Origin of the sequence: Saccharopolyspora hirsuta (assembly GCF_008630535.1) — a bacterium.
GTDB classification, from domain to species: Bacteria; Actinomycetota; Actinomycetes; order Mycobacteriales; family Pseudonocardiaceae; genus Saccharopolyspora; species Saccharopolyspora hirsuta.
Map to the genome: position 1 here is coordinate 121,618 of NZ_VWPH01000009.1, position 23,466 is coordinate 145,083.

Genomic DNA, 23,466 nt, shown 5'->3' on the forward strand with positions numbered 1-23,466 from the left:
ACCTGCCGATCGGTGCCGGTCGCCCTTCGCGGCTGCGGTCCACGGGCAGGATGAAAAAGGCTCAATGGAAATCGCGGCGGTCACAGGGCTTTGAGCTCTTCGACGATCTCGCGGACCGAGGACTTGGCGTCGCCGAAGAGCATCGCCGTCTTCGGGTCGGTGTAGAGCGCGTTGTCCACGCCCGCGAAGCCCGCGCGCATCGAGCGCTTCAGCACGATCACCGTTCTGGCCTGGTCGACGTTGAGGATCGGCATGCCGTAGATCGGCGAGCTCGGGTCGTTGCGGGCCGCCGGGTTGGTGACGTCGTTGGCGCCGATCACCAGCGCCACGTCGGTGCGGGCGAACTCGTCGTTGATCTCGTCCATCTCCTTGAGCTGCTCGTAGGGCACGTCGGCCTCCGCGAGCAGGACGTTCATGTGCCCGGGCATCCGCCCGGCCACCGGGTGGATCGCGTAGGCCACGCCGACACCCCGGTCCACCAGCAGCTTCGCCATGTCCTGCACCGCGTGCTGGGCCTGCGCCACCGCCATCCCGTAGCCGGGAACCACGATCACCTGCCCCGCGTAGGCGAGCTGGATGGCCACGTCCGCGGCGCTGACCGAGCGCACCGGGCCACCGCTGGTCACCGGGGCGGCCGCGGCGGTCCCGCCGAAGCCGCCCGCGATGATCGACGGGATCGAGCGGTTCATCGCCTTGGCCATCTGGTCGGTCAGGATCGAACCGGAGGCGCCGACGAGCATCCCGGCGACGATCATCGCCGTGTTGCTCAGCGCGAGCCCGGCCGCGGCGGCGGAGAGCCCGGTGAAGGCGTTCAGCAGCGACACCACCACCGGCATGTCCGCACCGCCGATCGGCAGCACCACCGCGATCCCGGCCAGCCCGGCCAGCACCAGCACCGCCACCAGCAGGAGCTCGACGTCGCTGCCCAGCCCGATCACCACGGCGCACGCCACCGCGCCGACCAGCAGCAGCACGTTCAGCGGAAGCTGCAGGCGGCCCACCGCGATCGGGCGGCCGGGCAGGATCTCCTGCAGCTTGCCGAAGGCCACCAGCGACCCCCAGAACGAGATCGAGCCGATGATCGCGGCGAACAGCGTGGCGATCGGCACGAACGCCGGTTCGCCCTGGAACCCGGGGTTCTCCCGGAACTCGACCCACGCGGTGAGCGCCACCGCGCCGCCGCCGACGCCGTTGAACAGCGCCACCATCTGCGGCATCGCGGTCATCTTCACCTGCCGCGCGGCCGGGATGCCGATCACCGTGCCGACCACCAGGCCGAGCGCGATCAGCCCCCAGTTGCCGAGGCCGGGGGTGAGCAGCGTGGCGACCACCGCGACCGCCATGCCCGCGGCCGCGATCGCGTTGCCGCGCACCGCGGTCCGCGGCCCGGTCAGGCCCATCAGGCCGTAGATGAACAGCGCGAACGCCAGGATGTAGAGGACGGACCGCAGCGTGATCACTTCTCGGCGTCCTTCCGCGCGGGTTCCGGCTTGCGCTTGAACATGCCCAGCATCCGGTCGGTGACCAGGAACCCGCCGACCACGTTGATGGTGCCGAAGATGATCGCCACCAGCGCCAGCAGCTGCGACCCGAGGTCGTCCACACCGGACCCGAGCACCAGCACGCCGCCGAGCAGCACGATGCCGTGGATGGCGTTGGTGCCGGACATCAGCGGGGTGTGCAGCGTGTTCGGCACCTTGGAGATCACCGCGAAGCCGACGAATCCGGCCAGCACCAGGATCGCCAGATCGGCCAGGAACATCGCCCCTCCTCCCAGGACGGGGTGAGGGTCACGGGTGCCCCTCACCTGGGTCTGATCGGGTGATGCAGGTGGCGGCCAGCACCTCGTCGGAGAAGTCCGGGGCGAGGCGGCCGTCGACCAGCACCAGCTCCAGCAGGGCTTGGACGTTGCGGGCGTAGAGCTCGCTGGCGTGCTCCGGCATGGTCGCCGGGAGGTTCAGCGGGGCGGCGATGGTGACCTCGTCCTCCACCACGGTCCGGCCCGGCTCGCTGAGCTCGCAGTTGCCGCCCGCCGACCCGGCCAGGTCGACGATCACGCTGCCCGGCCGCATCCGGCGCACCGCCTCCGCGGGCACCAGCCGCGGCGCCGGGCGCCCCGGGACCAGCGCGGTGGTGATCACCACGTCGAAACCGCTGATCGCCGCGTTCAGCCGCTGGGTCTGCTCGGCGCGCTCCTCCTCGGTCAGCTCGCGCGCGTAGCCGCCCTCGCCGACCGCCGAGACGCCCAGGTCCAGCCACTTCGCCCCGACCGAGCGCACCTGGTCGGCCACCTCGGGCCGTACGTCGTAGCCGGTGGTGCGGGCCCCGAGCCGCTTGGCCGTGGCCAGCGCCTGCAGCCCGGCCACCCCGACGCCGAGCACCAGCACCGAGGCGGGCTTCACGGTGCCCGCCGCGGTGGTCAGCATCGGGAAGAAGCGGGTGCACTCGGTGGCCGCGAGCAGCACCGCGCGGTACCCGGCCACGTTGGCCTGGGAGGACAGCGCGTCCATCGACTGGGCGCGGGAGATGCGCGGCACCGACTCCAGCGCGAACCCGGTCACCCCGGCCTCGCGCAGCCGCGCCACCACGTCGGGATCGGTCAGCGGGGCGAGGAAGCCGAGCAGCGTCGACCCGCGGGGCAGCTTGGCGATCTCCGCCGCGCTCGGCGGGGCGACCTTCACCACCACGTCGGCCGACCACGGGTCGCCGAGGTGCGCCCCGGCCTTGGTGAACGCGTCGTCGGGGATCAGTGCGGCCTGCCCGGCGCCGGGCTCGACGACCACGTCGAGACCCTGCGCGCAGAGCCGCTCGACCACGCCGGGGACGAGCGCGACCCGGCGCTCACCCGGCGTCGACTCGCGCGGAACACCGACGCTGGTGCGCTGCGCCTCCTGCGAGGTCATGCCCAGCAGCCCGCCTCTCCGAGTTTTTCTGCGGTGGTTGCGTCCAGGATCGAACTCGCGTTTCGCGGTTTCTCGTGGCTGGGTTGCATCACGGTCCCCTGAGGTGCGGTTGAGCAGGGCTCCGGCACAAGGGGTGTCATGCCTCCAGCAGTCCACAACGCGGTCTGAACCGCAAGGGCACACGCCCGCAGATCACCAGGACAGACGTACGGTCAAGAGGTAATCCCCAGTATTAACACCGGCTGATCAGAGGTCGGTGATGTCCCACAGCAGGGTGCGCTGGGTGTCGCCGGGGCGGGGCGTCCAGCGGACCGCCGTCAGCTCCGTGGACTCCGGGAGCACGTAGACGGTGTGGCCGCCCGCCGTTTCGCCCGGGGCGACGCCGATGCGGTGCGGGGGCCGGGAGGACAGCGAGACCGGGGACTTCGCCACCGCCGAGCCGTCCTTGGCGATCAGCTCCAGGTACAGGTCGGGCAGCGAGGTGAAGGGCGTCTGGCCGCGGTTGGTCAGCTCGGTGTGCACCACCACCGCGCGCTCGCCCTCCTTGAGCTCGTAGCCCGCCGCGGTGAACAGGAAGTCCGCCGGGTCGACCACCTCGACCAGCAGGATCGTGATCCGCTCGCCCTCCAGGCCGTCCACGTCGAGCTTGCTGCCGACCTTGCCGGTGCGCGCCTGCGGCTGCGGTGCCTGCTGCACGGGCTGGTCGCCGCGCGCCCACGCGGCCGACCCCGGCGGTCCCCAGACGTTCATCGGGTCCTGCGGGGCGGCCTGCTGCTGCGGGAACGACGTCGGCGGCGGGCCGGACGGGACGAACTGCTGCGGCCCGCTGGGGCCGCCGTAGCTGGGTGCGGCGTAACCGCCGGTCTGCCCCGGGTAGCCGCCGGGCGGCGGGTAGGAGCCGGAGTGCTGCGGGACCTGGTGCGCGCCGCTGGGCGGACCGGACACCGGGTGCGGTCCGCTGGCCATGTTCTGCGCGGCCCAGTGCTGCGCGGCGGCGACGGCGTTGCGGATCGCCTGCGCGTCGCACTCGACGCCTACGATCAGCGGGAGACCGGTGGTGGAGAGGGCAGCGAGGCGCGCGGCGACGTCGCGCACGTCCATGCCGAGCCGACCGGCGATCTCGGGGACCGCCGCTCGGCCCATCTCGGCGACGACGCTCAGCAGTCGAACGTCCACGGGATCAGGGCCAGCCACGTCGTGCCACGCTACCCGCTCCGCGGTCCCCGTGCGCACACGGCCACGGGGTTTCGCGGGCCCGCACCTGCTCACCGCACGTTCCGGCGGAAACCGCGCGCAACGCCGGGGGAATCGGCGATCACGTCGGGCGCGCGCGTTAGGCTGGCAGCTCTCCCCACAGCTGTCGCGAAGGAGGACTTTCCCGTGCCTGTCGACCCCTTCGTCCACCTGCACGTGCACACCGAGTACTCGATGCTCGACGGTGCGGCGAAGGTGGGGGCGTTGTTCGCCGAGGCCCAGCGGCTCGGGATGCCCGCGGTGGGGATGACCGACCACGGGAACATGTTCGGGGCCGACGAGTTCTACCAGCAGGCGAAGAAGACCGGGATCAAGCCGATCATCGGCATCGAGGCGTACCTGGCTCCGGGGTCGCGGTTCCACAAGAAGCCGGTGTTCTGGGGTGAGGCGAAGCAGCGCGGCACCGACGAGTTCGGTGAGGGCGGTGACGTCTCGGGTGCGGGTGCGTACACGCACATGACGATGGTGGCGCGCAACGCCACGGGGCTGCGGAACTTGTTCACGCTGTCGTCGCGGGCCAGCTTCGAGGGGATGTACCGCAAGCCGCGGATGGACAAGGAGCTGATCTCGGAGTTCTCCGAGGGGATCATCGCCACGACGGGGTGCCCGTCGGGCGAGGTGCAGACGCGGTTGCGGCTGCGGCAGTTCGACGAGGCGTTGCGGGCGGCGGCGGAGTACCAGGAGATCTTCGGCAAGGAGAACTTCTTCCTGGAGCTGATGGACCACGGGCTGCCGATCGAGCGGTCGGTGCGCGAGGGGCTGCTGGAGATCTCCAAGAAGCTGGGGATCCCGCCGCTGGCGACCAACGACAGCCACTACGTGACGGTGGACCAGGCGGAGTCGCACGGGGCGTTGCTGTGCGTGCAGTCGGGCAAGACGCTCAGCGACGAGTCGCGGTTCAAGTTCGACGGCGACGGTTACTACCTGAAGTCCGCGGAGGAGATGCGCGAGTACTGGGACAAGGAGGTCCCGGGGGCGGCGGACAACACGCTGCTGGTCGCGGAGATGGTCGAGTCCTACGAGGACGTGTGGAACTTCCAGGACCGGATGCCGCGCGTGACCGACGGCAGCGGCCGGTCGGAGCGGGAGCTGCTGGCGGCGGAGATCGAGCAGTACCTGCCGACGCGGTACCCGGACGGGCCGACCGAGGAGTGCCGCAAGCGGATCCAGGTGGAGCTGGACGTGCTGGACACCAAGGGGTACTGCGCGTACTTCCTGGTGGTCGGCGACCTGACGCGGTGGGCGAAGTCGCAGGGCATCCACGTGGGGCCGGGTCGTGGTTCGGCCGCGGGGTCGCTGCTGGCCTACATCCTGCACATCACGAACCTGGACCCGCTGGAGCACGGCCTGATCTTCGAGCGGTTCCTGAACCCGGAGCGCGACTCGCCGCCGGACATCGACCTCGACTTCGACGACCGGCGCCGGGACGAGGTGCTGCAGTACGCGATCAACAAGTACGGGCGGGACAAGGTCGCGCAGGTCATCACCTTCGGCAAGATCAAGACGAAGGCGGCCATCAAGGACGCGGCGCGGGTGCACCACGGGCAGCCGGGGTTCGCGATCGCGGACCGGATCTCCAAGGCGCTGCCGCCGCCGATCGCGGCCAAGGACATCCCGCTGTCGGGGATCGTGGACCCGCAGCACGAGCGGTACGCGGAGGCCGCCGAGGTCCGGAGCCTGATCGAGACCGACCCGTCGGTGTCGCAGATCTTCGACACCGCGCGGGGGCTGGAGGGGCTGATCCGCAACGCGGGTGTGCACGCCTGCGCGGTGATCCTGTCCTCGCAGCCGCTGCTGGGCACGGTGCCGCTGTGGGCGCGCGACGACGGGTCGATCATCACCGGCTGGGACTACCCGTCGTGCGAGGCCATCGGCCTGCTGAAGATGGACTTCCTGGGCCTGTCCAACCTCACCATCCTCGGCGACGCCCTGCGCATGGTGAAGGAGAACCACGACCGCGAGATCGACCTGTCCAACCTCGCGCTGGACGACAAGGCCACCTACGAGCTGCTGGCCCGCGGTGAGAGCTTGGGCGTGTTCCAGCTCGAAGGTGGTGGCATGCGCGAACTGCTCAAGCGCATGCAGCCCACCGAGTTCGCCGACATCGTGGCCTGCAACGCGCTGTACCGGCCGGGCCCGATGGAGGTCAACGCGCACAACGACTACGCCGACCGCAAGAACGGCAAGAAGCCGGTCGAGCCGATCCACCCGGAGCTGGACGAGCCGCTCAAGGACATCCTGGCCGAGACCTACGGTCTGATCGTCTACCAGGAGCAGATCATGGCGATCGCGCAGAAGGTCGCCGGGTACAGCCTCGGTCGAGCGGACATCCTGCGGCGCGCGATGGGCAAGAAGAAGAAGGAGGTCCTGGACCAGGAGTTCGAGGGCTTCCGGGACGGCATGCTCGCGCAGGGCTTCTCCGACGAGGCCATCGAGAAGCTGTGGGCGACGGTCCTGCCCTTCGCCGGGTACGCGTTCAACAAGTCGCACGCGGCGGGTTACGCCCTGGTGGCGTACTGGACGGCGTACCTGAAGGCGAACTACCCGGCCGAGTACATGGCGGCCTTGCTGACCTCCAACGGGGACAACAAGGACAAGATGGCGATCTACCTGGCCGAGTGCCGCCGGATGGGCGTGAAGGTGCTCTCGCCGGACGTCAACGACTCCAAGGACACCTTCGCCGCGGTCGGCTCGGACATCCGCTTCGGCATGAGCGCGATCCGCAACGTCGGGTCGAACGTGGTGGCCTCGATCGTCAAGACCCGCGAGGAGAAGGGCCGCTACACCTCCTTCACCGACTTCCTGGACAAGTCCGAGATCCTGGCCTGCAACAAGCGGGTCATCGAGTCGCTGATCAAGGCCGGGGCGTTCGACTCGCTGGGGCACACCCGCATGTCGCTGGTGCAGCACCACGAGGCCGCGGTGGAAGCGGTGATCGGGCTCAAGCGGCAGCAGGCGATGGGCCAGTTCGACCTGTTCGGCGCCGACGACTCGGCCGACAGCGCGGACTCCTCGCCGCTGGCGCACCTGACCTTCACCGCGGAGGAGTGGCCGCGCAAGCAGCTGCTGTCCTACGAGCGGGAGATGCTGGGCCTGTACGTCTCCGCGCACCCGCTGGACGGCGCCGAGCGGCTGCTGGCGCCCTACCAGGACACCGGCATCGCCGAGCTGGTCGGCGGGGAGCGGGAGTTCGGCGGCGGCAAGGAGCAGATCAAGATCGCCGGGATGATCTCCGGCATCCAGCGCCGCATCAACAAGAACGGCCACCCGTGGGCGATCGTGACCCTGGAGGACCTCGACGCCAGCGTCGAAGTGCTGTTCTTCCCCAAGTCCTACGAGATGTTCGCCGACTGCCTGGTCGAGGACACCGCCCTGGCGGTCAAGGGCCGCATCAACGAGCGCGAGGGCACCATCAGCGTCTTCGCCTCCGACGCGGTGCCGGTCGACATCTCCGCGGCGGAGACCGACCCGGGCACCGACCCGGCGTTCGTGATCAAGGTCCCGGTGGGCCGGGTGGACCAGTCGCTGGTGGCGGAGCTGAAGCGGACCCTCCAGGCGCACTCGGGCACCACCCCGGTGCACCTCAAGCTGCAGAGCCCGCGCGGCGTGACCCGCCTGGCCCTGTCCAGCGACTACTTCGTCTCCACGGAGAACGGCCTGCAGGGCGAGCTCAAGGGCCTCCTCGGCGCGGGCTGCTTCGAGACGGTGTGACCCCGCTCGTGAGTGCGAAAACCGGCTGGAGGCGGTTTTCGCACTCACGACCCCCGGGCGTCAGCCGGCTTCGACGGCGGTGCGCAGGCGCAGGTCGTCGAGGCTGCGGCCGGTTTCCGCGGTGTAGGCGCCGGGGATCAGGCGCCAGGTGTTGACCTCCTCGTCCCAGATCTCGGCGGCGCGGCGGGGGAGCACGACGGTCGCTTCGGCGGTCTCGCCGGGTTCCGCGGTCACGGAGGCGAAACCGGCGAGGCGGCGGGCCGGGCGTTCGACGGCGTCGCCCTCCGGGGTGGCGAGGTAGACCTGGACCACCTCGCGCCCCGCCCGGTCGCCGACGTTGCGCACGCGGACGGTGAGCCTGCCCAGCTCGTCCGCGCCCTGCGGTGCGGTGAGCTCGGCGGACTCGTACTGCCAGTCGGTGTAGCCGAAGCCGTGCCCGAAGCAGTACGCCGGGGCGGTCCCGGACCGCTGCCAGGCCCGGTAGCCGATGAAAACGCCCTCGTCGTAGCGGAGTTCGCCGTCGACCGGCGTCACCTGCGCGACCGGCGCGTCCGCCAGCCGCACCGGCCAGGTGGTGGGCAGCCGACCGCCCGGCTCCTCGACGCCGAGCAGGACGTCGGCCAGCGCGGCACCGGCCTCCTGGCCGGGGAACCAGGTGAGCAGGACGGCCGCGACGTCGTCGCGCCACGGCATCTCCACCGGCGAACCCGAGTTGACCACCACGACGGTGTTCGGGTTGACCGCCGCCACCCGCTGCACCAGCTCGTCCTGCCGCCCGGGCAGCTTCAGGCTCGTGCGGTCGAAGCCCTCGCTCTCCACCCGCTCGGTGGTGGCGACCACGACGATCGCCGTCCCGGCGTCGCGCGCGGCGGCGACCGCCTCGTCGAGGAGTTCGTCGGCGTCGCGCCGCGGGTCCAGGTGCGCGAGGCCGACGCCCACCGAGTCCAGCGGCAGCGGCGTCGCGCTCCGGGGGACGACGTTCAGCAGGCTGACCTCGACGGGCTCCCCGGCGGTGAGCTCCACCTTGCCGCGCTCCACCGGTGCCTCGAAGAACGCCTCGAACGGGTCGCCGCCGTCGAGCGAGTGCTCGCCGTCGAAGAGGACCTCGCCGCCCACGGTGAGCTTGAACCCGCCGAGACCCTTGGTGCCGAAGGTGTGCAGGCCGCTCTCGCGCGGGGTGAACGTGCCGACGATCTCGACGCTGTGCAGCTCGTCGTAGCGCACGCCGTCGGGGAAGTCGCCGTGCCACTGCACTAGGCCGTTGGGCAGCTCCTCCTGGCCCAGCACCCGGCCGTCGGCGTCGCGCACGACCGCCCGCAGGGCGAAGCCCGCCCCGGCGATGCCGAGCTCGTCGCTGGTCTCGGTGCCGACGGCGAAGGTCACCCGGTCGCCGAACGCGGCGCGCAGCCCGTCGATCGGGGACACCACCCGCTCCGGGAACACCTGGGCCGAGCCGCCGCCGAGCACCCGGGCGTCCCGCGCGGCCGAACCGATCACGGCGATGCCGGAAGTGGCGGACGGGTCGAGCGGCAGCAGGCGGTTCTCGTTGCGCACCAGGACGAAAGCGCGCCGGGCGATCTCCCGGGCGAGCGCGGGTCCGTCGATCTCGGCGGGCCGGTCCTCGGGCAGGACGGCGGCCGGTACGCCTTCCAGCGCCCCGACGCGGGCGGCCAGCCGCAGGACGTTGCGCACGGCATCGTCCACAATGGACTCCTCGACCTCGCCCGCGCGGACCGCCGCGGCCAGCGCCTCGCCGTAGACCGTGCGCGGACCGGGCATCGCGACGTCCAGGCCGCCCTTGATCGCCCGCACCGTGTCGCGCGCGGCGAACCAGTCCGAGACGATGTAACCGTCGAAACCCCACTCCCCGCGCAGGACCTCGTTCTGCAGCCGGGCGTGCTCGGTCATCGTCGGGCCGTTCACCGAGTTGTACGCGGCCATCACGCCCCACGGGCGGGCCCGCTCGACGATCATCTCGAACGGCGCCAGGTAGAGCTCTCGCAGCGCCCGCTCGCCGACGACGTTGTTCACCGTGAAGCGCTCGGTCTCCGCGTCGTTGGCGACGAAGTGCTTGACCGTGGTGCCGACCCCGCCCTCCTGCACGCCGCGCACGTACCCGGTGCCGATCTCGCCGGTCAGGTGCGGGTCCTCGGAGTAGCACTCGAAGTGCCGCCCGCCCAGCGGCGAGCGGTGCAGGTTCACCGTCGGCGCGAGCAGCACGTGCACCCCCTTGCGCCGCGCCTCCTGCGCCAGCAGGTGACCGGCGCGCCGGGCCAGCTCCGGGTCCCAGGTGGCGGCCAGCGCGGTGGGGCTGGGCAGCGCGATCGACGGGTCGCCGGCGGTCCAGCGCACGCCGCGCACGCCGATCGGCCCGTCGGACATCACCAGCGGCGCGAGCCCGATCTCGGGCAGGCCGGGCAGCGACCACATGCTCTGCCCGGCGAGCAGCCGGGTCTTGGCGTCCAGGTCGAGTTCGGCGAGCGCCGAGGCGATCGCGTCGTCATAGCTGACCACAGTGGACTCCTCCGGTTCGGGGTTGGCGGAACGGTTCAACGGGTGCCCTTGATGCGGGTGACCAGGAGCGCGCCCAGGAGCGCGGCGACGGCGGCGGTGCCGACCAGCCACGGGCGTCGGCGGCCGAAGCGGGACCGGGTGCGGTCGGACAACCGGCCGAACAGCGGGTTCGCGATCATCGCCAGCACCGCGCCCACGCCCAGCACCAGGCCGAGGGTCGATTCCTTGTGCTGCGGCGCGACTTCCGCGACGCGCAGCGCCATGGTGACCACCACCGGGGTCAGCAGCGCGCTGTAGAGGCCGAGGTTGGCCAGGCCCAGGCGGAGCACGAAGCCGCGCGGGGCGCTCCGGGGGACGTCCGGCGGCGCGGTGCGGGTGGGGGCAGTCGGGTCCACTGCCGTACCTCCTCGTTGAGGCAGGGGAAGGGGAGTTCGGGCAGGCCGGGGACCCGCCGTGGGCAGCATCCTGACCGATCTACCTGTAGATCAGTAGGTGTCGTTATCTTTTAGAAATAATTTGTCCTGCTGCGCGTTCGCGGCGACTACGCTCGGCTCCGTGACAGCGGACCGACCAGCACCACGAGGCAGGGCGCTGCGCGGCGAGAACCGGCGCGCCGAGATCCTGCAGGCCGCGATGTCGGTCATCGCCGAGCGCGGCTACCGGGGCGCCTCGCTCAGCGCGGTGGCCGAGCGCGTCGGCATGACCCAGCAGGGCCTGCTGCACTACTTCCCGACCAGGGAAGCGCTGCTCATCGCGGTGCTGGAAGCCCGCGACGAGTGGGACACCGGCGGCACCAAGGACACCGCGCGGGCCTGGCCGCTGGAGATGTGGACCTTCCTGGTCGACTACAACGCGATGCGGCGCGGCGTCGTGCAGACGTTCTCGGCCCTGCTCGGCGAGAGCGTGACCGACAACCAGCCGGCGCGCGAGTACTTCGCCGAGCGCTACGGGATGGTCCGCGAGCGCGCGGCGGCGACCCTGCGCCACGAGTTCGGCGAGCGGCTCCCCGGCGGGCTGACCCCGGAGGAGGCGGCGCCGCTGGTGGTCGCGGTGCTGGACGGCATGCAGTTCCAGTGGCTGCTCGACCCGGACAACGCGGACATGTCCGCCGCTTTCCGCAGCCTGGTCGCGCTGCTGGGCCGGGAGCGCGGCTGAGGCTGTTCTCAGGTCCGTGTGACAGGGCGTGGTGAACGGGGTTCACTGGGCGGCAGGGGTCACAACTGCCTAGTGCGAAGGAATCCGATGTCCACCACCGAGGCGCACACCGAAGTTCCCGTTTTCGACGCCGACTTCGTGCACGACCTGCACGCGCGGTACGCCGAGATCCGCGACGCCACACCGGTCCAGCGGATGGTCACCCCGAACGGCCTGCCGGTCTGGGTGATCACCCGGTACGCCGACGCCCGCGCCGCGCTGGCCGATCCGCGGCTGAGCAAGGAGGTCACCCGCATCCGCGACGTGATCGCCGAGAACCTGCCGCCGGACTCCGACCACCGGGCGTTCGACGAATCGCTGGCCTCGCACATGCTCAACATGGACCCGCCGGACCACACCCGGCTGCGCAAGCTGGTGGTCAAGGCCTTCACCAGCCGCCGGGTGGAGGCGCTGCGCCCGCGGATCGAGCAGATCACCGCCGGGCTGCTCGACGACATGGCCGAGAAGTCCGAAGTGGACCTGCTGGACGCCTTCGCGTTCCCGCTGCCGATCCAGGTCATCTCCGAGCTGGTCGGCGTCGACGAGAGCCGCCGCGACGACTTCCGGGCCTGGACGAACACCCTGCTGGACGCCTCCGACCGCGACGCGGCGGGCGCAGCGGCGGTGGCGATGGCCCAGTACCTCACCGAGCTCATCGAGCACAAGCGCAGGCAGCCCGCCGACGACCTGCTCACCGCGCTGATCGACTCCACCGAGGACCAGGACCGGCTCAGCGACAAGGAACTCATCGCGATGGTGTTCCTACTGCTGGTGGCCGGGCACGAGACGACGGTCAACCTGATCGCCAACGGGGTCCTGCACCTGCTGCGCGACCCCGACCAGTGGGCCGCGCTGCGGGCGGACCCGGACCTGGTGGCCGGTGCGGTGGAGGAGATGCTGCGCTTCGACGGGCCGGTGATGCACGGGACCTTCCGGTTCACCGCCGAGCCGCTGCCGGTCGGCGGCGTGGAGATCCCGGCCGGGCAGATCGTGTGGGTCGGGCTGGCGGCGGCCAACCGCGACCCGGAGCAGTTCCCGGAGCCGGAGCGGTTCGACATCACCCGCGACGCGCACGGGCACCTGGCCTTCGGCCACGGCATCCACTTCTGCCTCGGCGCCCAGCTCGCCCGCCTGGAGGCGCAGATCGCGCTGCGCGGCCTCGTCGAGCGGTTCCCGAACCTCACTGCCGCGGGCTCGCTGGACGACGCGCAGTGGCGCTTCAGCACCCTGATCCACGGCCTCCGGGCGCTCCCGGTCCGCCCCACCGGGGGCTGACCCGGGGCGTCACTCGGGTTCGCCGCGCTCGCCGAACCAGCGGGCGAGCTTGCCGCGGCGGCTGACGGCGCGCAGGCGCCGCTCCGCCGCCGCCCGGTGCTCCACCGTGGTGACCACGAGCAGCTCGTCGCCGATCTCCAGGTAGCTGTCCGGCAGCGGGACGAAGGCGCGGCCGCGCCGCACGATCAGCGGGATCACCGAGGGCTCGGGCAACCGCAGCTCGACCACGGTCGTGTGGTGCAGCCGCGACCCCGGCGGCACGGTCATGGTCAGCAGCTCGGCGCCGACGACGTTGAGTGGCACCGAGTCGACCTGGATCTCGCGGGTGGCCTCGCGCGGGATGATGCCCAGCAGCCGGGCCAGCGGGCGCAGGCTCGGGCCCTGCACCAGGGTGAAGACCACGACCAGCACGAACACGATGTCCAGCACCCGCTCGGCGCCCGGCACGCCCTGCACGACCGGGAACGTCGCCAGCACGATGGGCACCGCGCCGCGCAGCCCCGCCCAGCACAGGAACAGCTGTTCCCGCCACGGGACGTGGAAGCCCAGCAGCGGCAGCACCACCGACAGCGGGCGGGCCACCAGCAGCAGCACCAGGCCGATGACGAGCGCGGGCAGCACCTCGCCGGGCAGCTCGCTCGGCGTGACCAGCAGGCCGAGCAGGACGAACAGCCCGATCTGGGCGAGCCAGCCGAGCCCCTCGGCGAACGACCGCGTCGCCGAGCGGTGCGGCAGCCGACCGGTGTTGGCCAGGGTCACGCCCGCCAAGTAGGCGGCGAGGAACCCGCTGGCGTGCACGGCCCCGCCCGCGGCGAAGGCGATCACGCAGAGCCCGAAGGTCGCCACCGGGTACAGGCCGGAGGCGGGCAGCGCCAGCCGCGGCAGCAGGTGCGCGCCGCCCCAGCCGATGAGCAGCCCGATCAACGCGCCGGTGGTCAGCTGGTAGATCAGGTTCAGCGCGATCTCCAGCGGGGAGAACTCCAGCGGGACGGTGCTGAACAGCAGCACCAGGATCACCGTCGGCGCGTCGTTGAAGCCCGACTCCGCCTCCAGCAGCCCGGCCAGCCGCCTCGGCAGCGGCAGCACCCGCAGCACGGAGAACACCGCCGCCGCGTCGGTGGACGACACGATCGCGCCCACCAGCAGCGACAACTGCCAGTCGATGCCCAGCAGCAGGTGTGCGCCCAGGGCGGTGACCACCAGGCTGATGCCGACGCCGACGGTGGCCAGGATCGTCGCGGGCGCGATGAGCCGCCTGATGTCGGACCACCGGGTGGCCAGCCCGCCCTCGACGAGGATGACCGCCAGCGCCGCGGTGCCCAGGTTCTGGGCGATCTGGGTGTCGTGGAACTCGATGCCGAGCACGTCCTCGCCGAGCACCACGCCCAGCCCGAGGTACAGCAGCAGGCTGGGCAGGCCGAGCCGGGAGGCGAGCAGCGCGGCCACCGCCCCGGCCAGGAGCACCAGCCCGCCGACGAGCAGCACCAGGTACAACTGCTGCAGACTCATCGCCATCCCCGCTCACCCGCGTGCTCCGGTGGCCCCAAGTACAGCAACACCGCCCCCGATGCGCGGGTCGGACGCGCCCGGGGGGGCGGTTCCACAGTGGAGGCGCACCTCGTCCTCGAGGAGGAGGTCCGCGGGCCCGCGGGCGGATACGTTGGCGCGGTGCGGACTTCAACGACCGAACACCGGCTCGTCGTCGACAGCGCGGTGGCGGTGTTCTGCGGCGTACTCGGGGGCTGGGTGTCGCTGGGCACCCTGCGCGGCGCGAGCGCGGTCGAGGTGGGGGCGGTGGTGGCGGTCCTGGTCGGGCTGACCGCCTGCCTGGCCGTGCGCCGCAGCTGGCCGACGGTCGCGTTCGTCGTCGGTTCCGGCCTGATGCTGGGGCTGGTCGCGCTGCCGAACATCGGCGAGCAGGCCGTCCCGCCGATCCTGCTGCCGTTCTCGCTGATCCACCCGGCCCTGCTGTACTCGGTGGTCGCCTACACGGGCCGTTCCGCGCTGCCGGTGGCCTGCGGCCTGCTCGGCGCCGGGATCGCCGTGGTGCGCGGGGTGATCGGCTTCCCGGTCGACCCGTGGGGCACGGCCGGGGTGCTGGCGGCCGCGGCGTTCGGGTCGGTGCTCGCGGCTTGGGCGCTCGGCCGCTACCAGCGGATCCGGGTGGCCTACGTGCAGTCCCTGGAGGAGCGGGCGGCCCAGGCCGAGCTGCTGCGCGAGCAGCAGGTGCGCGAGGCCATCGCTGCGGAGCGGCGGCTGATCGCCCGTGAGATCCACGACGTGGCCGCGCACTCGCTGGCGGTGGTGCTGGCCCAGGCCGACACCGCCCGCCTGGTCTTCGACCGAGACCGGGAGAAGGCGCGGGAGATGATCGGCACGGCGGTCGACGTGGGGCGGCGGGCGATGGGGGAGCTGCGCAGCATGCTCGGCGTGCTGCGCACCGGGGACGAGCCGGAACCAGCTGGTCAGGACCTCGTCGAGCTGGTGGAGACGTTCCGCCGCGCCGGTGCCGACGTCGAGCTGGTGCAGCGCGGGGAGCCGCGGGAGATCGGCACCGCGCAGCGGCACGCCGTCTACCGGATCGTGCAGGAGTCGGTGACCAACGCGCTCAAGCACGTCGGCCCGGACGTGACCTGCCGGGTCGTGCTGGACTGGGCGGACGACCGGCTCACCGTGACCGTCGCGGACGACGGTCCGGGCACCTCGGCGGACCTGACCGCCGGGGGCGGGTTCGGCATCGTGGGGATGGCCGAGCGGATGCGGCAGATCGGAGGGGAGTTCGACGTGCGCAGCGCACCGGGCGAGGGGACCGAGGTGCGGGCCGGGTTCGGCCCGTTGGGGGCGGCGCGATGACGATCCGGGTGGTGGTCGCCGACGACCAGCAGCTCATCCGCTCGGCGTTGACCACGGTGCTCGGGCTGCACGACGACCTGACCTGCGTCGCCGAGGTCGCGACCGGGCGGGCGGCGCTGGCCGCCTGCCGGGCGCACCGGGTGGACGTGGTGCTGATGGACATCCGGATGCCGGACCTGGACGGCATCGCGGCCACCGAGCTGATCACCGCCGAGCTGCCGGACACCCGGGTGCTGGTGCTGACCACCTTCGACCTGGACGAGAACCTGTTCGCCGCGCTGCGCGCCGGGGCCAGCGGCTTCCTGACCAAGGACACCCCGGGCGAGGAGGTGGTGGCCGCGGTGCGCACCGTCCACGAGGGCCATTCGATCGTCTCCCCGCGCGCCACCAGCAGCCTGCTGGAGCTGGCCCGCAAGTCCGCCCCGCAGCCGCCGGAACCGGCCTGGGAGGCGCTGACCGGGCGCGAGCGGGACGTGCTGGTGGAGCTGGCTCGCGGGTCCTCCAACGTCGAGATCGGCGCCGCCCTGCACCTGGCGGAGACCACGGTGAAGACGCACGTGGGCAGCATCCTGCGCAAGCTCGGGGTCCGGGACCGCCTGCACGCGGTGATCTGGGCCTACGAGAACGGCGTCGTGCGGGGCTGATCTCCTCCTCGCGGAGGAGGTGATCGGTCCGCCGCGGAGGAGGCCCGGGGCGGGGGCTCCCGGCCAGCATGGCGGCCATGACTGGAACCGAGGAACACCGCTTCACCCGCTGCGCGGCCGGGATCGTCGGGCTGGCGCTGCTGGTGATCCCGCTGGTGTGCTGGGCCACCGGCGCACCGAACCCGTTGGCCGCGCCGGGCGACACCTCCGGCCGCTCGCTGGCCTTCCTGGCGCAGCCGACCGCGAACCTGGTGATGGCCGGGTGCGGGCTGCTCATCGCCGCTGCCGCGGTGCTGCGGAGCACCGCTGTGCGGGTCGCCGCGCTCGGCGCGTTCGCGCTGCTGCTGGACGCCGGTGCGCTGGCGGCGATCGGCTACCTGCCGTTCATGGTCTTCTCGGCGGTGACCGGCAACGCCGACAACCTGGCCGCCTACCTGTCGATCCCGCTGCTGATGCAGGTGGCAATGGGCGTGGCCGCAGCGGGTCTGCTGTGGACGTTGGTGGACCGGCCGGTGCCCGGCGGCGCGGGCGCCCACGAGCGCGCTCGGGTCCGCACCGCTCGCTGGACGGCGGTCGCCGTGATCGCGCCCCTGGTCTACGCGGCGACGCGGGTGCTGATGGTGCTGGACGTGCCGGGGTTCGCCGTGCCGATGGACGCGACGGGCAAGGCGGCCGGGCTCGGCCTGGCGCTGGCCGCGATCGGCGGTGCGGTGCTGACCTGGGGGCTGGTCCGGCCGTGGGGCGAGCGCTGGCCGCGCTGGATGCCGAGGGTGGCTGGCCGCGAGGTGCCGACCGACCTCCCGGTGGTGGCCGCGCTGTCGGTGTCGGTGCTGGTGATGGCGGCGGCCAAGGCGATCCTGGGCCTCGTCTCCACCACCAGCTCCGAGCTCTCCGCGCACGCCTGGGCCTGGACGCCGATGCTGCTGTGGCCGCTGTGGTCGGTGTCCCTGGCGCTGGCCGCGCTGAACTACCGCACCCGCCGCACCACTAGCCCGCAGCGCGAAGCCGCGGCCGCGTAGCGGGCACCGCTACCGGCTCACCGCAGCGCGATCACCGTGTACGGGCCGACGTCGCGCTTGACGAACGCGGGCGAGTCGAACACCGCGCGGTCGAAGTACACGTCGTAGTCGCGGACGTTCGGCAGCTGCGGGAACGCATCGCCCTTGAGCTGCAGCACCAGCTTGCCCTCCTCGCCCTCCGGCAGCTCCACCGTCGAGTGCGGGCTGTCCGGGTTGGACAGGATGAACACGTTGGGCGTGCGGAACTTGCTGTCGCGCAGCATGCCGAGGAGCTCGTCGGCGGTCTTCGCGGTGGTCCACCGGTGGATCTCGGCGGCCCGCTCGTCGTAGTCGCCCAACGGGTTCGCGTAGTGCGGCGTCTCCTGCTGGAAGCCCCAGTACGGCTTGAAGGACATCAGCTTGTAGTCGGTGCTCAGCAGCAGGTTCTGCTCCGGGGCGCGACCGGACAGCTCGGCGACCGCGCGGATCTCGTCGTCGGTCCACGAACCCAGCTGGTCCGGGTCGCGCTGCCCCATCGCGTTGTCGCCGGTGGGGTAGTAGTCCTGGTAGGCGGCCTTGACCGAGTCCTGCAGCGCCACCCCGATCGCGCCCTGGTTGATGGTGATCGCGCCGAGCAGCCCCAGCGCGCAGGCGACCATGCTGATCTGCAGCGCGTACCGGACGTCCAGCTTGCGCCGCAGGTACCCGATCAGCTCCAGGAGCCCGAACACACCGGCCACGGCCAGCGTCACGTCCAGGATCACGTTCAGCCGGAACGCCAGCAGCGTGGTCTTGGCGACCAGCGCCAGCGTCGAGAGCACGAACCAGCAGTAGACCGCGATCACGATGGTGAGCATCGAGGCCGCGACCTCGTTGCGGCGGCAGCGCACCAGCAGCCACACCAGACCCGCCAGGCACAGCACGCCGAACGCGGTGCCCTGCATCATCGGCACCGGCAGGAAGGCGCCGTCCTCCGGCAGGTAGTGCAGCGCCGCGCTGCGCGGGTTGTTCAGCAGGAAGCTGGTGGCCAGCAGGTAGGGCAGCCAGCCCACCAGCGCGATCACCAGGCTGACCAGCCCGATCGGCAGCAGCCGCAGGAACAGCTGCCGCACCGTCGGCCACAGGCGGTTGCCCTGGTGCACCCGGAACGCGCCGATGAGCACCGCCATCGTCAGCACCATCAGCACCGCGAAGCCGAAGTGGAGGGTGTAGGTGATCGAGGCGAACCCGACGTAGACGCCGATGCACACCAGCGTCCAGCGCGGCGATTCCCGCCGCCGCAGCGCGTGCCAGGCCAGCACGGCGACCGGTGCCAGCCACGCGGCCGACGGCCAGGCGTAGGGCTCCTCGATGCCGTGCAGCATCCCGGCCAGCGCGGTGGCGATCGCGGCCAGCAGCGCGATGCGGCGGCGCACCACCACGCTCCACAGCGTGAACGCGACGACGGTGGTCACCGCGACCCAGGTCAGCGCGTACGGCTTGTACGCGGCCCAGCCCTCCCAGCCGAGCAGGTTGGCGAACCGGCCGCCCAGCCAGAACCAGCCGCCCGGGTAGTAGGGCGGGGTGTCGGCGTAGTTCATGTCGGCCAGGCCGGGCGTGCTGGCCATCCGCGTCATGTACTGCATGCGGAAGCCGTTGTCCACAGAGGACCCGCCGTAGTAGAACCTGGTGGCCTGCAGCGGAACGGCCAGCGCGAGCGTGCTGAACGCGCTCAGCGACACCCAGGTCCCGAACAGCCGCAGCCAGCGCGGCGAGCGGTGGTGCCCGAGGGCCAGCAGCAGGAACAGCACGGTCAGCACCAGCCCGCTGCCCACCGCGGCGAGCGCCTCGGGGGCGAAGCTGGGTTCGCTGATGCTCAGGCGGGTGGCCGCGAACTGCAGGAACAGGCTCACCACGGCGGCCACCGCCGCGCTCAGCAGCAGTTCGACGACGGTGGTGCGCAGCGGCAAGCGGACTGCTGAGTCCCGCCGCGGTTCGTCGATCGGGCTCGGTCCGGTCAACTTCAGGCTCGGCAGGATTCCCGCCACTTCACGCGTCCTTCGGCGTAGCTGACATGGGGGCTCGCGCAGAATAGTTGATGTGCGGCGCGCACCCCGCCATCGGGTGATGCGGGCGGAGCGCGGCGGACCGCTAGGGTGACCGCAACGGCGGGTCGCCGTTGCGGGGTCGCAGTTTCAATTGAAACTGTGGTCCGGTACCCAGGAGGAAGCGCAGTTTCAGTTGAAACTGCGATCTGGCGCCACGAGGAGGTCGGCGGGTGGCGGACAGTGCCCGAGCACCCCGCGGGGAGTCCCACGGCACTCGTGCCGTCCCGGAGCGGGTCGGGGCCGAGGTGGAGCACCTGCTACCGCAGCTCACCGCTCCGCCGGTGCCGCGCGTGGTGGTCAAGGCCGACCTGCTGCCCGCGGTGAGCGCGGTGTCGCTGGTCGCGCTGGTCGGGCTGCCCGTCGGCTGGGTGTGGTCCCGGCTGGCGCCGCCGCAGCAGAGCGTGCTCGGGCCGAACGGTTCGCTGACCCCGCTGCTGGTGGAGAGCTACCACGCCTTCGACGCGATCGCGATCTTCGTGCTGCTGTCGTTCGGCGTCGGGCTGCTCACGTCCTCGGTGCTCTGGTGGGTGCGCCGCCGCCGCGGCCCGGTGCTGCTCATCGCGGGCGTGCTCGGCTCGCTGGTGGCGTCCTGGCTGGGCGTGCAGATGGGCGCCTCGTTCGCCGCCGGGCTGTACGAGATGCCGCCGAACCCGCAGCTGGGCGACCTGATCACGGTGGCCCCCGAGATCAGCACGAGCTGGGTCCTGGTGGCGCAACCGCTCGCGGTCGCCCTCGGCTACGGCCTGGCGGCGTCCTGGAACGGCCTCGACGACCTCGGCCGCCGCCTCCCCTGACGCGGGAGCGCGCCCCTCGTCAGGGGGCGGCGCGCAGGGATCCGGTCAGCTTGTCGAGGTCCTCCGGGCTGAGGGCGCCTTCCACGCCCTGGTCCGCGGTGGCCATGAGGACCACCGAGCTCTGCCCGTCGCTGTTGGTCGCGACCACGCTGGTCAGCGCGGTCGCCGAATCGCACGGTCCCGGCTTGGGCAGCGTCACGCGCGCGGTGACGCGGACCGCGGGGACGTTGCCGGGCAGCTGGATGTGCTCCGGGGCTCCGGTCTCGACGATCGGCGGGACTCCGTCACGGGTGTGGGCCAGCTGGACGAGCTTCGCCAGCGTCTCGGTGGCGACCGCGGTGTCGTCCGGCCCCTTGCGGGCGCTCACCCCCGAGGTCGCGCGGTAGCTGCGGGGATCACCCGGGCAGAAGCCGACCTGGTAGTCGGCCACCCCGGTCATGGTCACCGGGTCCTCCGGCGGGCCGTAGGCCTGGATGTTCTCCGGGTCGGGGTCCAGCTCCCACCCGCTGATCGGCACGTCGTAGAGCGCGGTGCGCTTGGGCACCCGCACCACCTGCCACCCCGGGACGACCGGGGTCAGGTCCGGGTTGGCCGCGCTCGGCGGCGCGGTCGAGGTGGGGGTGCTCCTGGTGGTGGTCGGGGACTGGGGCGGCGGCGCCGCCTCCTCGCGGCCGGTGGGGACCAGCAGGACGACGACCGTGGTCACGATGGCGATCACGGCCACCGCGGCGAGCGCGATCGCGGTGATCAGCGGGCCGCGGTTCTTCTTCGGCGGTGGCGTCGGGAAGCCGCTGACCATGCCCGGGTACTGCGGCTGCTGGTACTGGGCCTGCTGGTACTGGGGCTGCGGCTGGCCGTACGCGCCGAAGCCCTGGTACTGCTGGGCGTCGGGCTGCTGGTACTGCGCGCCGCCCATCGGCTGACCGGTCAGCGGGTCGTACTGCTGACCGTGGGAACCCCAAGGACCACCGGGTGAGGACATGCGGTGATCCTATCCAGCGTCCGGGGGACGATCTGCCCAGGTCGACGCACAACGGGCGTCAGTTCGCGCTGGTGCGCTGGGCGAACTCGGCGAGCGGGGCGGGCACCGCGCGCAGCTCGCGGAGGAACTCCGCCTCGCGCAGCAGCAACCGGCGGACGTTGCGCAGCCGCACCAGCGGATCGGTCTCGGCCAGCAGGTCCTGCCGGTCCTCCACGGTCAGCACGCAGTCGTCGGCCAGCAGGTAGGACAGCGCCGCGGCATCGGCGTCCGCGCCGGGGGTTTCGCGGCTCCCGCCGCGCAGGCCGGTGGCGTGGTAGCGCTGGTGCGCCGCGCGGGCGGCGGTGGTCAGGTGCTCGCGGCGGGCCGGGGAGTCGTCGGCCGGTTCGGTGTCCGGCAGCCACTGGACCTTCGCGACCAGGTACGGCGCGGCGCTGCGGTCGATCTGCAGCAGCCGGAACCGCCGCTCGCCCGCGGCGCTGACGTCGTAGCGCCCGCCGGGCAGCTGGCGGACCTGGTCCAGCACGGCCGAGCACCCGACGTCGTACATCGAGTCCACGTTGTCCTCGCCGACCTCCCAGCCCTGCTTGATGGCGACCACGCCGAACCGGCGGTCCGGCACGGCTTCGCCGACGAGGTCCTCGACCAGCTGCCGGTAGCGCGGTTCGAAGACGTGCAGCGGCAGGTGACCGCCCGGCAGGAGAACCGACCCCAGCGGGAACAACGGCAAGACGTCCAACACGCCCCCAACCTACTTGCCGCGTGAAGCACCGGCCTCGCGAACGCGCCCCGGAGCACCCGCAGCACGAACATCGGAACGCCACGGACCCCGAAAAAGCCCTCCAGAGCGGGGTGGTGCACCACTCTCGCCTACAACTGACCGAGCCCTCTGCGCGTGGTGCAGTGTCAGGCAAAACTGACACGACGCACCACCCGCCCAGACCTCGGCGAGACCCCTGGGGGCAAGGCGAGCACCGAAGGCGCTTCCAGCGGTGACCAGCAACCAGCGCCCCACCCCCGATCGCACGACCGGAGCCACGGTTCAGCCTGCTCAGAACCCGTGACCACTTTCTGGTGCCACAACCCCAGAAAGCACTCACGACCCATGACCAGCCAAAACAACCCACAACCAAAGCAGAAGCGGCGAGGTGAGCGCACAAGCCGACCACCGCCATCACCGGCAGCCGCAAGGCGAGCAGGAGTGGTGAGGGGAAGTTGATGACTGGCCGTCGTCAGGCAAGCGGCGAAGCCGCTTTCGGCGGTGAACAGCGACCGCAGTGGGCGTCCGGCACCGATCGTTAGGTCGTCGCATGCGCCGCAGGCGCATAACCCACCCTCGCAGCTTGCACCGCCGCGGGTTCTCAGCGTTCGCCTGGCGAGGACGGCCCGGCTGCCGTGTATTGGCATACATAAAGTTGGGCACCCGGAGTCCAGGCGGGCGCTGAGGTTCCGCTACCGGCACCGCCACGCAAAACGAGTTCAAGACAGGGTTTCAGCTCGGTGGGCGGAAGACGGCGAAGGGGTCTGTGACCTGGAGGTCCCGGCTGGTGAAGCGGAACAGCGCGGGCGGGCGGCCGCCAGCGGGTCCGGCGGGGACCGTGCGGCCGGTGGGTTCCAGCGCGCCGCGGCGGGTGAGGACGCGCTGCAGGTTGGTCGCCGCGACCTGGTAGCCGAGCGCTGCGGAGTAGATGCCGCGCAGTTCGGAGACGGTGAACTCGGCGGGGGCCAGCGCGAAGCCGATGTTGGTGTAGGACAGCTTGGCGCGCAGCCGGTCCCGGGCGGCCAGCACGATCTGCTCGTGGTCGAAGGCGGTCGGCGGCAGGTCCTCGACCGGGTGCCACCGGGTGTCGGCGGGGACCTCGGGGTCGACGTCGGAGGGCACCAGGCCGAGGAACGCGGTGGCCACCACGCGGCGGTCGGGCACCCGGTCCGGGGCGCTGAACACCGACAGCTGCTCGACGTGGGACAGCTTGTGCACGTCGACCTTCTCCGCGAGCTGGCGGCGGATCGAGGTCTCCACGTCCTCGGTGGTGGCGAGCCGTCCGCCGGGCAGCGACCAGCGGTGCACGTCCGGCTCCCGGGCACGCTGCCAGAGCATCACCTGTAGGTGGTCGTCGCGCACCTGGAGGACCCCGGCGAGCACTTCGTGACCAGCGTCGCTCTCGTTCGGGTGACCAGCGGTGTTAGGATGTGGCACGTTTTCGATTCTAAGGCGAAAACCTCGGAGCGGTTGATCCGGGGTGTACAGCGGAGCTTCCCG

The 23,466-nt window shown here is 71.8% G+C and carries 18 protein-coding genes; 7 read left to right on the plus strand and 11 right to left on the minus strand.

Annotated elements, in window-relative coordinates; translation table 11 throughout:
• Positions 1 to 80 precede the first annotated feature (80 nt).
• The 4 genes from F1721_RS20550 to F1721_RS20565 form a co-directional block, all read right to left on the minus strand.
• Positions 81 to 1,460: an NAD(P)(+) transhydrogenase (Re/Si-specific) subunit beta gene (locus F1721_RS20550; RefSeq protein ID WP_150068362.1), complete on the minus strand. Its 1,380-nt coding sequence runs from the start codon at positions 1,458 to 1,460 to the stop codon at positions 81 to 83.
• Positions 1,457 to 1,762, minus strand: a complete 306-nt coding sequence (locus F1721_RS20555; protein WP_150068363.1) for an NAD(P) transhydrogenase subunit alpha part 2 — start codon at positions 1,760 to 1,762, stop codon at positions 1,457 to 1,459. Before F1721_RS20555 ends, F1721_RS20550 begins: the two co-directional genes overlap by 4 nt.
• A gap of 28 nt (positions 1,763 to 1,790) precedes the next feature.
• A complete protein-coding gene (locus tag F1721_RS20560) occupies positions 1,791 to 2,903 on the minus strand; it encodes a Re/Si-specific NAD(P)(+) transhydrogenase subunit alpha (RefSeq protein WP_150068364.1) in 1,113 nt (370 codons plus the stop codon).
• A gap of 246 nt (positions 2,904 to 3,149) precedes the next feature.
• Complete coding sequence (locus tag F1721_RS20565) at positions 3,150 to 4,097, minus strand: AsnC family protein (protein WP_170301546.1); 948 nt, start codon at positions 4,095 to 4,097, stop codon at positions 3,150 to 3,152.
• A 186-nt stretch (positions 4,098 to 4,283) separates the two neighbouring features.
• On the opposite strand from F1721_RS20565, the gene dnaE reads away from it, so the two are divergent.
• Positions 4,284 to 7,868 (plus strand): DNA polymerase III subunit alpha, encoded by a 3,585-nt coding sequence (dnaE, locus tag F1721_RS20570; RefSeq protein WP_150068365.1) that lies wholly within the window; start codon positions 4,284 to 4,286, stop codon positions 7,866 to 7,868.
• A 60-nt stretch (positions 7,869 to 7,928) separates the two neighbouring features.
• Here the strand turns inward: dnaE and F1721_RS20575 are convergent, their stop codons facing one another.
• Entirely contained in the window at positions 7,929 to 10,421 is a 2,493-nt protein-coding gene (locus F1721_RS20575; protein ID WP_246155201.1) for a glycoside hydrolase family 3 protein, read from the minus strand.
• Positions 10,418 to 10,777, minus strand: coding sequence for an MFS transporter (locus tag F1721_RS20580; RefSeq protein WP_211840548.1), 360 nt, complete (start codon positions 10,775 to 10,777; stop codon positions 10,418 to 10,420). Before F1721_RS20580 ends, F1721_RS20575 begins: the two co-directional genes overlap by 4 nt.
• A 160-nt stretch (positions 10,778 to 10,937) precedes the next feature.
• Between F1721_RS20580 and F1721_RS20585 the strand changes: the two genes are divergently transcribed.
• On the plus strand, positions 10,938 to 11,537 hold the full coding sequence (locus F1721_RS20585; protein WP_246155202.1) for a TetR/AcrR family transcriptional regulator: 600 nt from the start codon (positions 10,938 to 10,940) through the stop codon (positions 11,535 to 11,537).
• An 87-nt stretch (positions 11,538 to 11,624) separates the two neighbouring features.
• A complete protein-coding gene (locus tag F1721_RS20590; protein ID WP_150068367.1) occupies positions 11,625 to 12,851 on the plus strand; it encodes a cytochrome P450 family protein in 1,227 nt (408 codons plus the stop codon).
• Between the two features lie 9 nt (positions 12,852 to 12,860).
• Here F1721_RS20590 and F1721_RS20595 read toward each other — a convergent pair whose 3' ends face one another.
• A complete protein-coding gene (locus F1721_RS20595; protein WP_246155229.1) occupies positions 12,861 to 14,354 on the minus strand; it encodes a potassium/proton antiporter in 1,494 nt (497 codons plus the stop codon).
• Between the two features lie 165 nt (positions 14,355 to 14,519).
• On the opposite strand from F1721_RS20595, the gene F1721_RS20600 reads away from it, so the two are divergent.
• From F1721_RS20600 to F1721_RS20610, 3 genes are all read left to right on the plus strand, one after another.
• Complete coding sequence (locus F1721_RS20600) at positions 14,520 to 15,704, plus strand: sensor histidine kinase (RefSeq protein ID WP_150068369.1); 1,185 nt, start codon at positions 14,520 to 14,522, stop codon at positions 15,702 to 15,704.
• Entirely contained in the window at positions 15,701 to 16,348 is a 648-nt protein-coding gene (locus tag F1721_RS20605; protein WP_150068370.1) for a response regulator transcription factor, read from the plus strand. The genes F1721_RS20600 and F1721_RS20605 overlap by 4 nt, the downstream gene beginning before the upstream one ends.
• Positions 16,349 to 16,425: 77 nt before the next feature.
• Positions 16,426 to 17,367 carry a hypothetical protein gene (locus F1721_RS20610; protein WP_150068371.1) on the plus strand — a complete coding sequence of 314 codons (942 nt, stop codon included), beginning with the start codon at positions 16,426 to 16,428 and terminating at the stop codon, positions 17,365 to 17,367.
• 17 nt (positions 17,368 to 17,384) lie between these two features.
• Here the strand turns inward: F1721_RS20610 and F1721_RS20615 are convergent, their stop codons facing one another.
• On the minus strand, positions 17,385 to 19,373 hold the full coding sequence (locus tag F1721_RS20615) for an arabinofuranosyltransferase (protein WP_246155203.1): 1,989 nt from the start codon (positions 19,371 to 19,373) through the stop codon (positions 17,385 to 17,387).
• A 230-nt stretch (positions 19,374 to 19,603) separates the two neighbouring features.
• Here F1721_RS20615 and F1721_RS20620 point away from each other — a divergent pair, with 230 nt between their 5' ends.
• Complete coding sequence (locus F1721_RS20620) at positions 19,604 to 20,227, plus strand: DUF2567 domain-containing protein (protein WP_246155204.1); 624 nt, start codon at positions 19,604 to 19,606, stop codon at positions 20,225 to 20,227.
• 19 nt (positions 20,228 to 20,246) lie between these two features.
• Here the strand turns inward: F1721_RS20620 and F1721_RS20625 are convergent, their stop codons facing one another.
• From F1721_RS20625 to F1721_RS20635, 3 genes are all read right to left on the minus strand, one after another.
• Entirely contained in the window at positions 20,247 to 21,209 is a 963-nt protein-coding gene (locus tag F1721_RS20625) for a DUF8017 domain-containing protein (RefSeq protein ID WP_150068372.1), read from the minus strand.
• Positions 21,210 to 21,267: 58 nt separating this feature from the next.
• A complete protein-coding gene (locus tag F1721_RS20630) occupies positions 21,268 to 21,945 on the minus strand; it encodes an LON peptidase substrate-binding domain-containing protein (protein WP_150068563.1) in 678 nt (225 codons plus the stop codon).
• A gap of 753 nt (positions 21,946 to 22,698) precedes the next feature.
• A complete protein-coding gene (locus F1721_RS20635) occupies positions 22,699 to 23,349 on the minus strand; it encodes an NUDIX hydrolase (protein WP_150068564.1) in 651 nt (216 codons plus the stop codon).
• Between the last annotated feature and the right edge of the window lie 117 nt (positions 23,350 to 23,466).

What these genes read in the sequence shown, in the direction of transcription:
- F1721_RS20560 (WP_150068364.1), bottom strand. Translation starts at nt 2,903, where the DNA reads ATGACCTCGCAGGAGGCGCAGCGCACCAGCGTCGGTGTTCCGCGCGAG.
- F1721_RS20610 (WP_150068371.1), top strand. Translation starts at nt 16,426, where the DNA reads ATGACTGGAACCGAGGAACACCGCTTCACCCGCTGCGCGGCCGGGATC.
- F1721_RS20590 (WP_150068367.1), top strand. Translation starts at nt 11,625, where the DNA reads ATGTCCACCACCGAGGCGCACACCGAAGTTCCCGTTTTCGACGCCGAC.
- F1721_RS20555 (WP_150068363.1), bottom strand. Translation starts at nt 1,762, where the DNA reads ATGTTCCTGGCCGATCTGGCGATCCTGGTGCTGGCCGGATTCGTCGGC.
- F1721_RS20605 (WP_150068370.1), top strand. Translation starts at nt 15,701, where the DNA reads ATGACGATCCGGGTGGTGGTCGCCGACGACCAGCAGCTCATCCGCTCG.
- F1721_RS20625 (WP_150068372.1), bottom strand. Translation starts at nt 21,209, where the DNA reads ATGTCCTCACCCGGTGGTCCTTGGGGTTCCCACGGTCAGCAGTACGAC.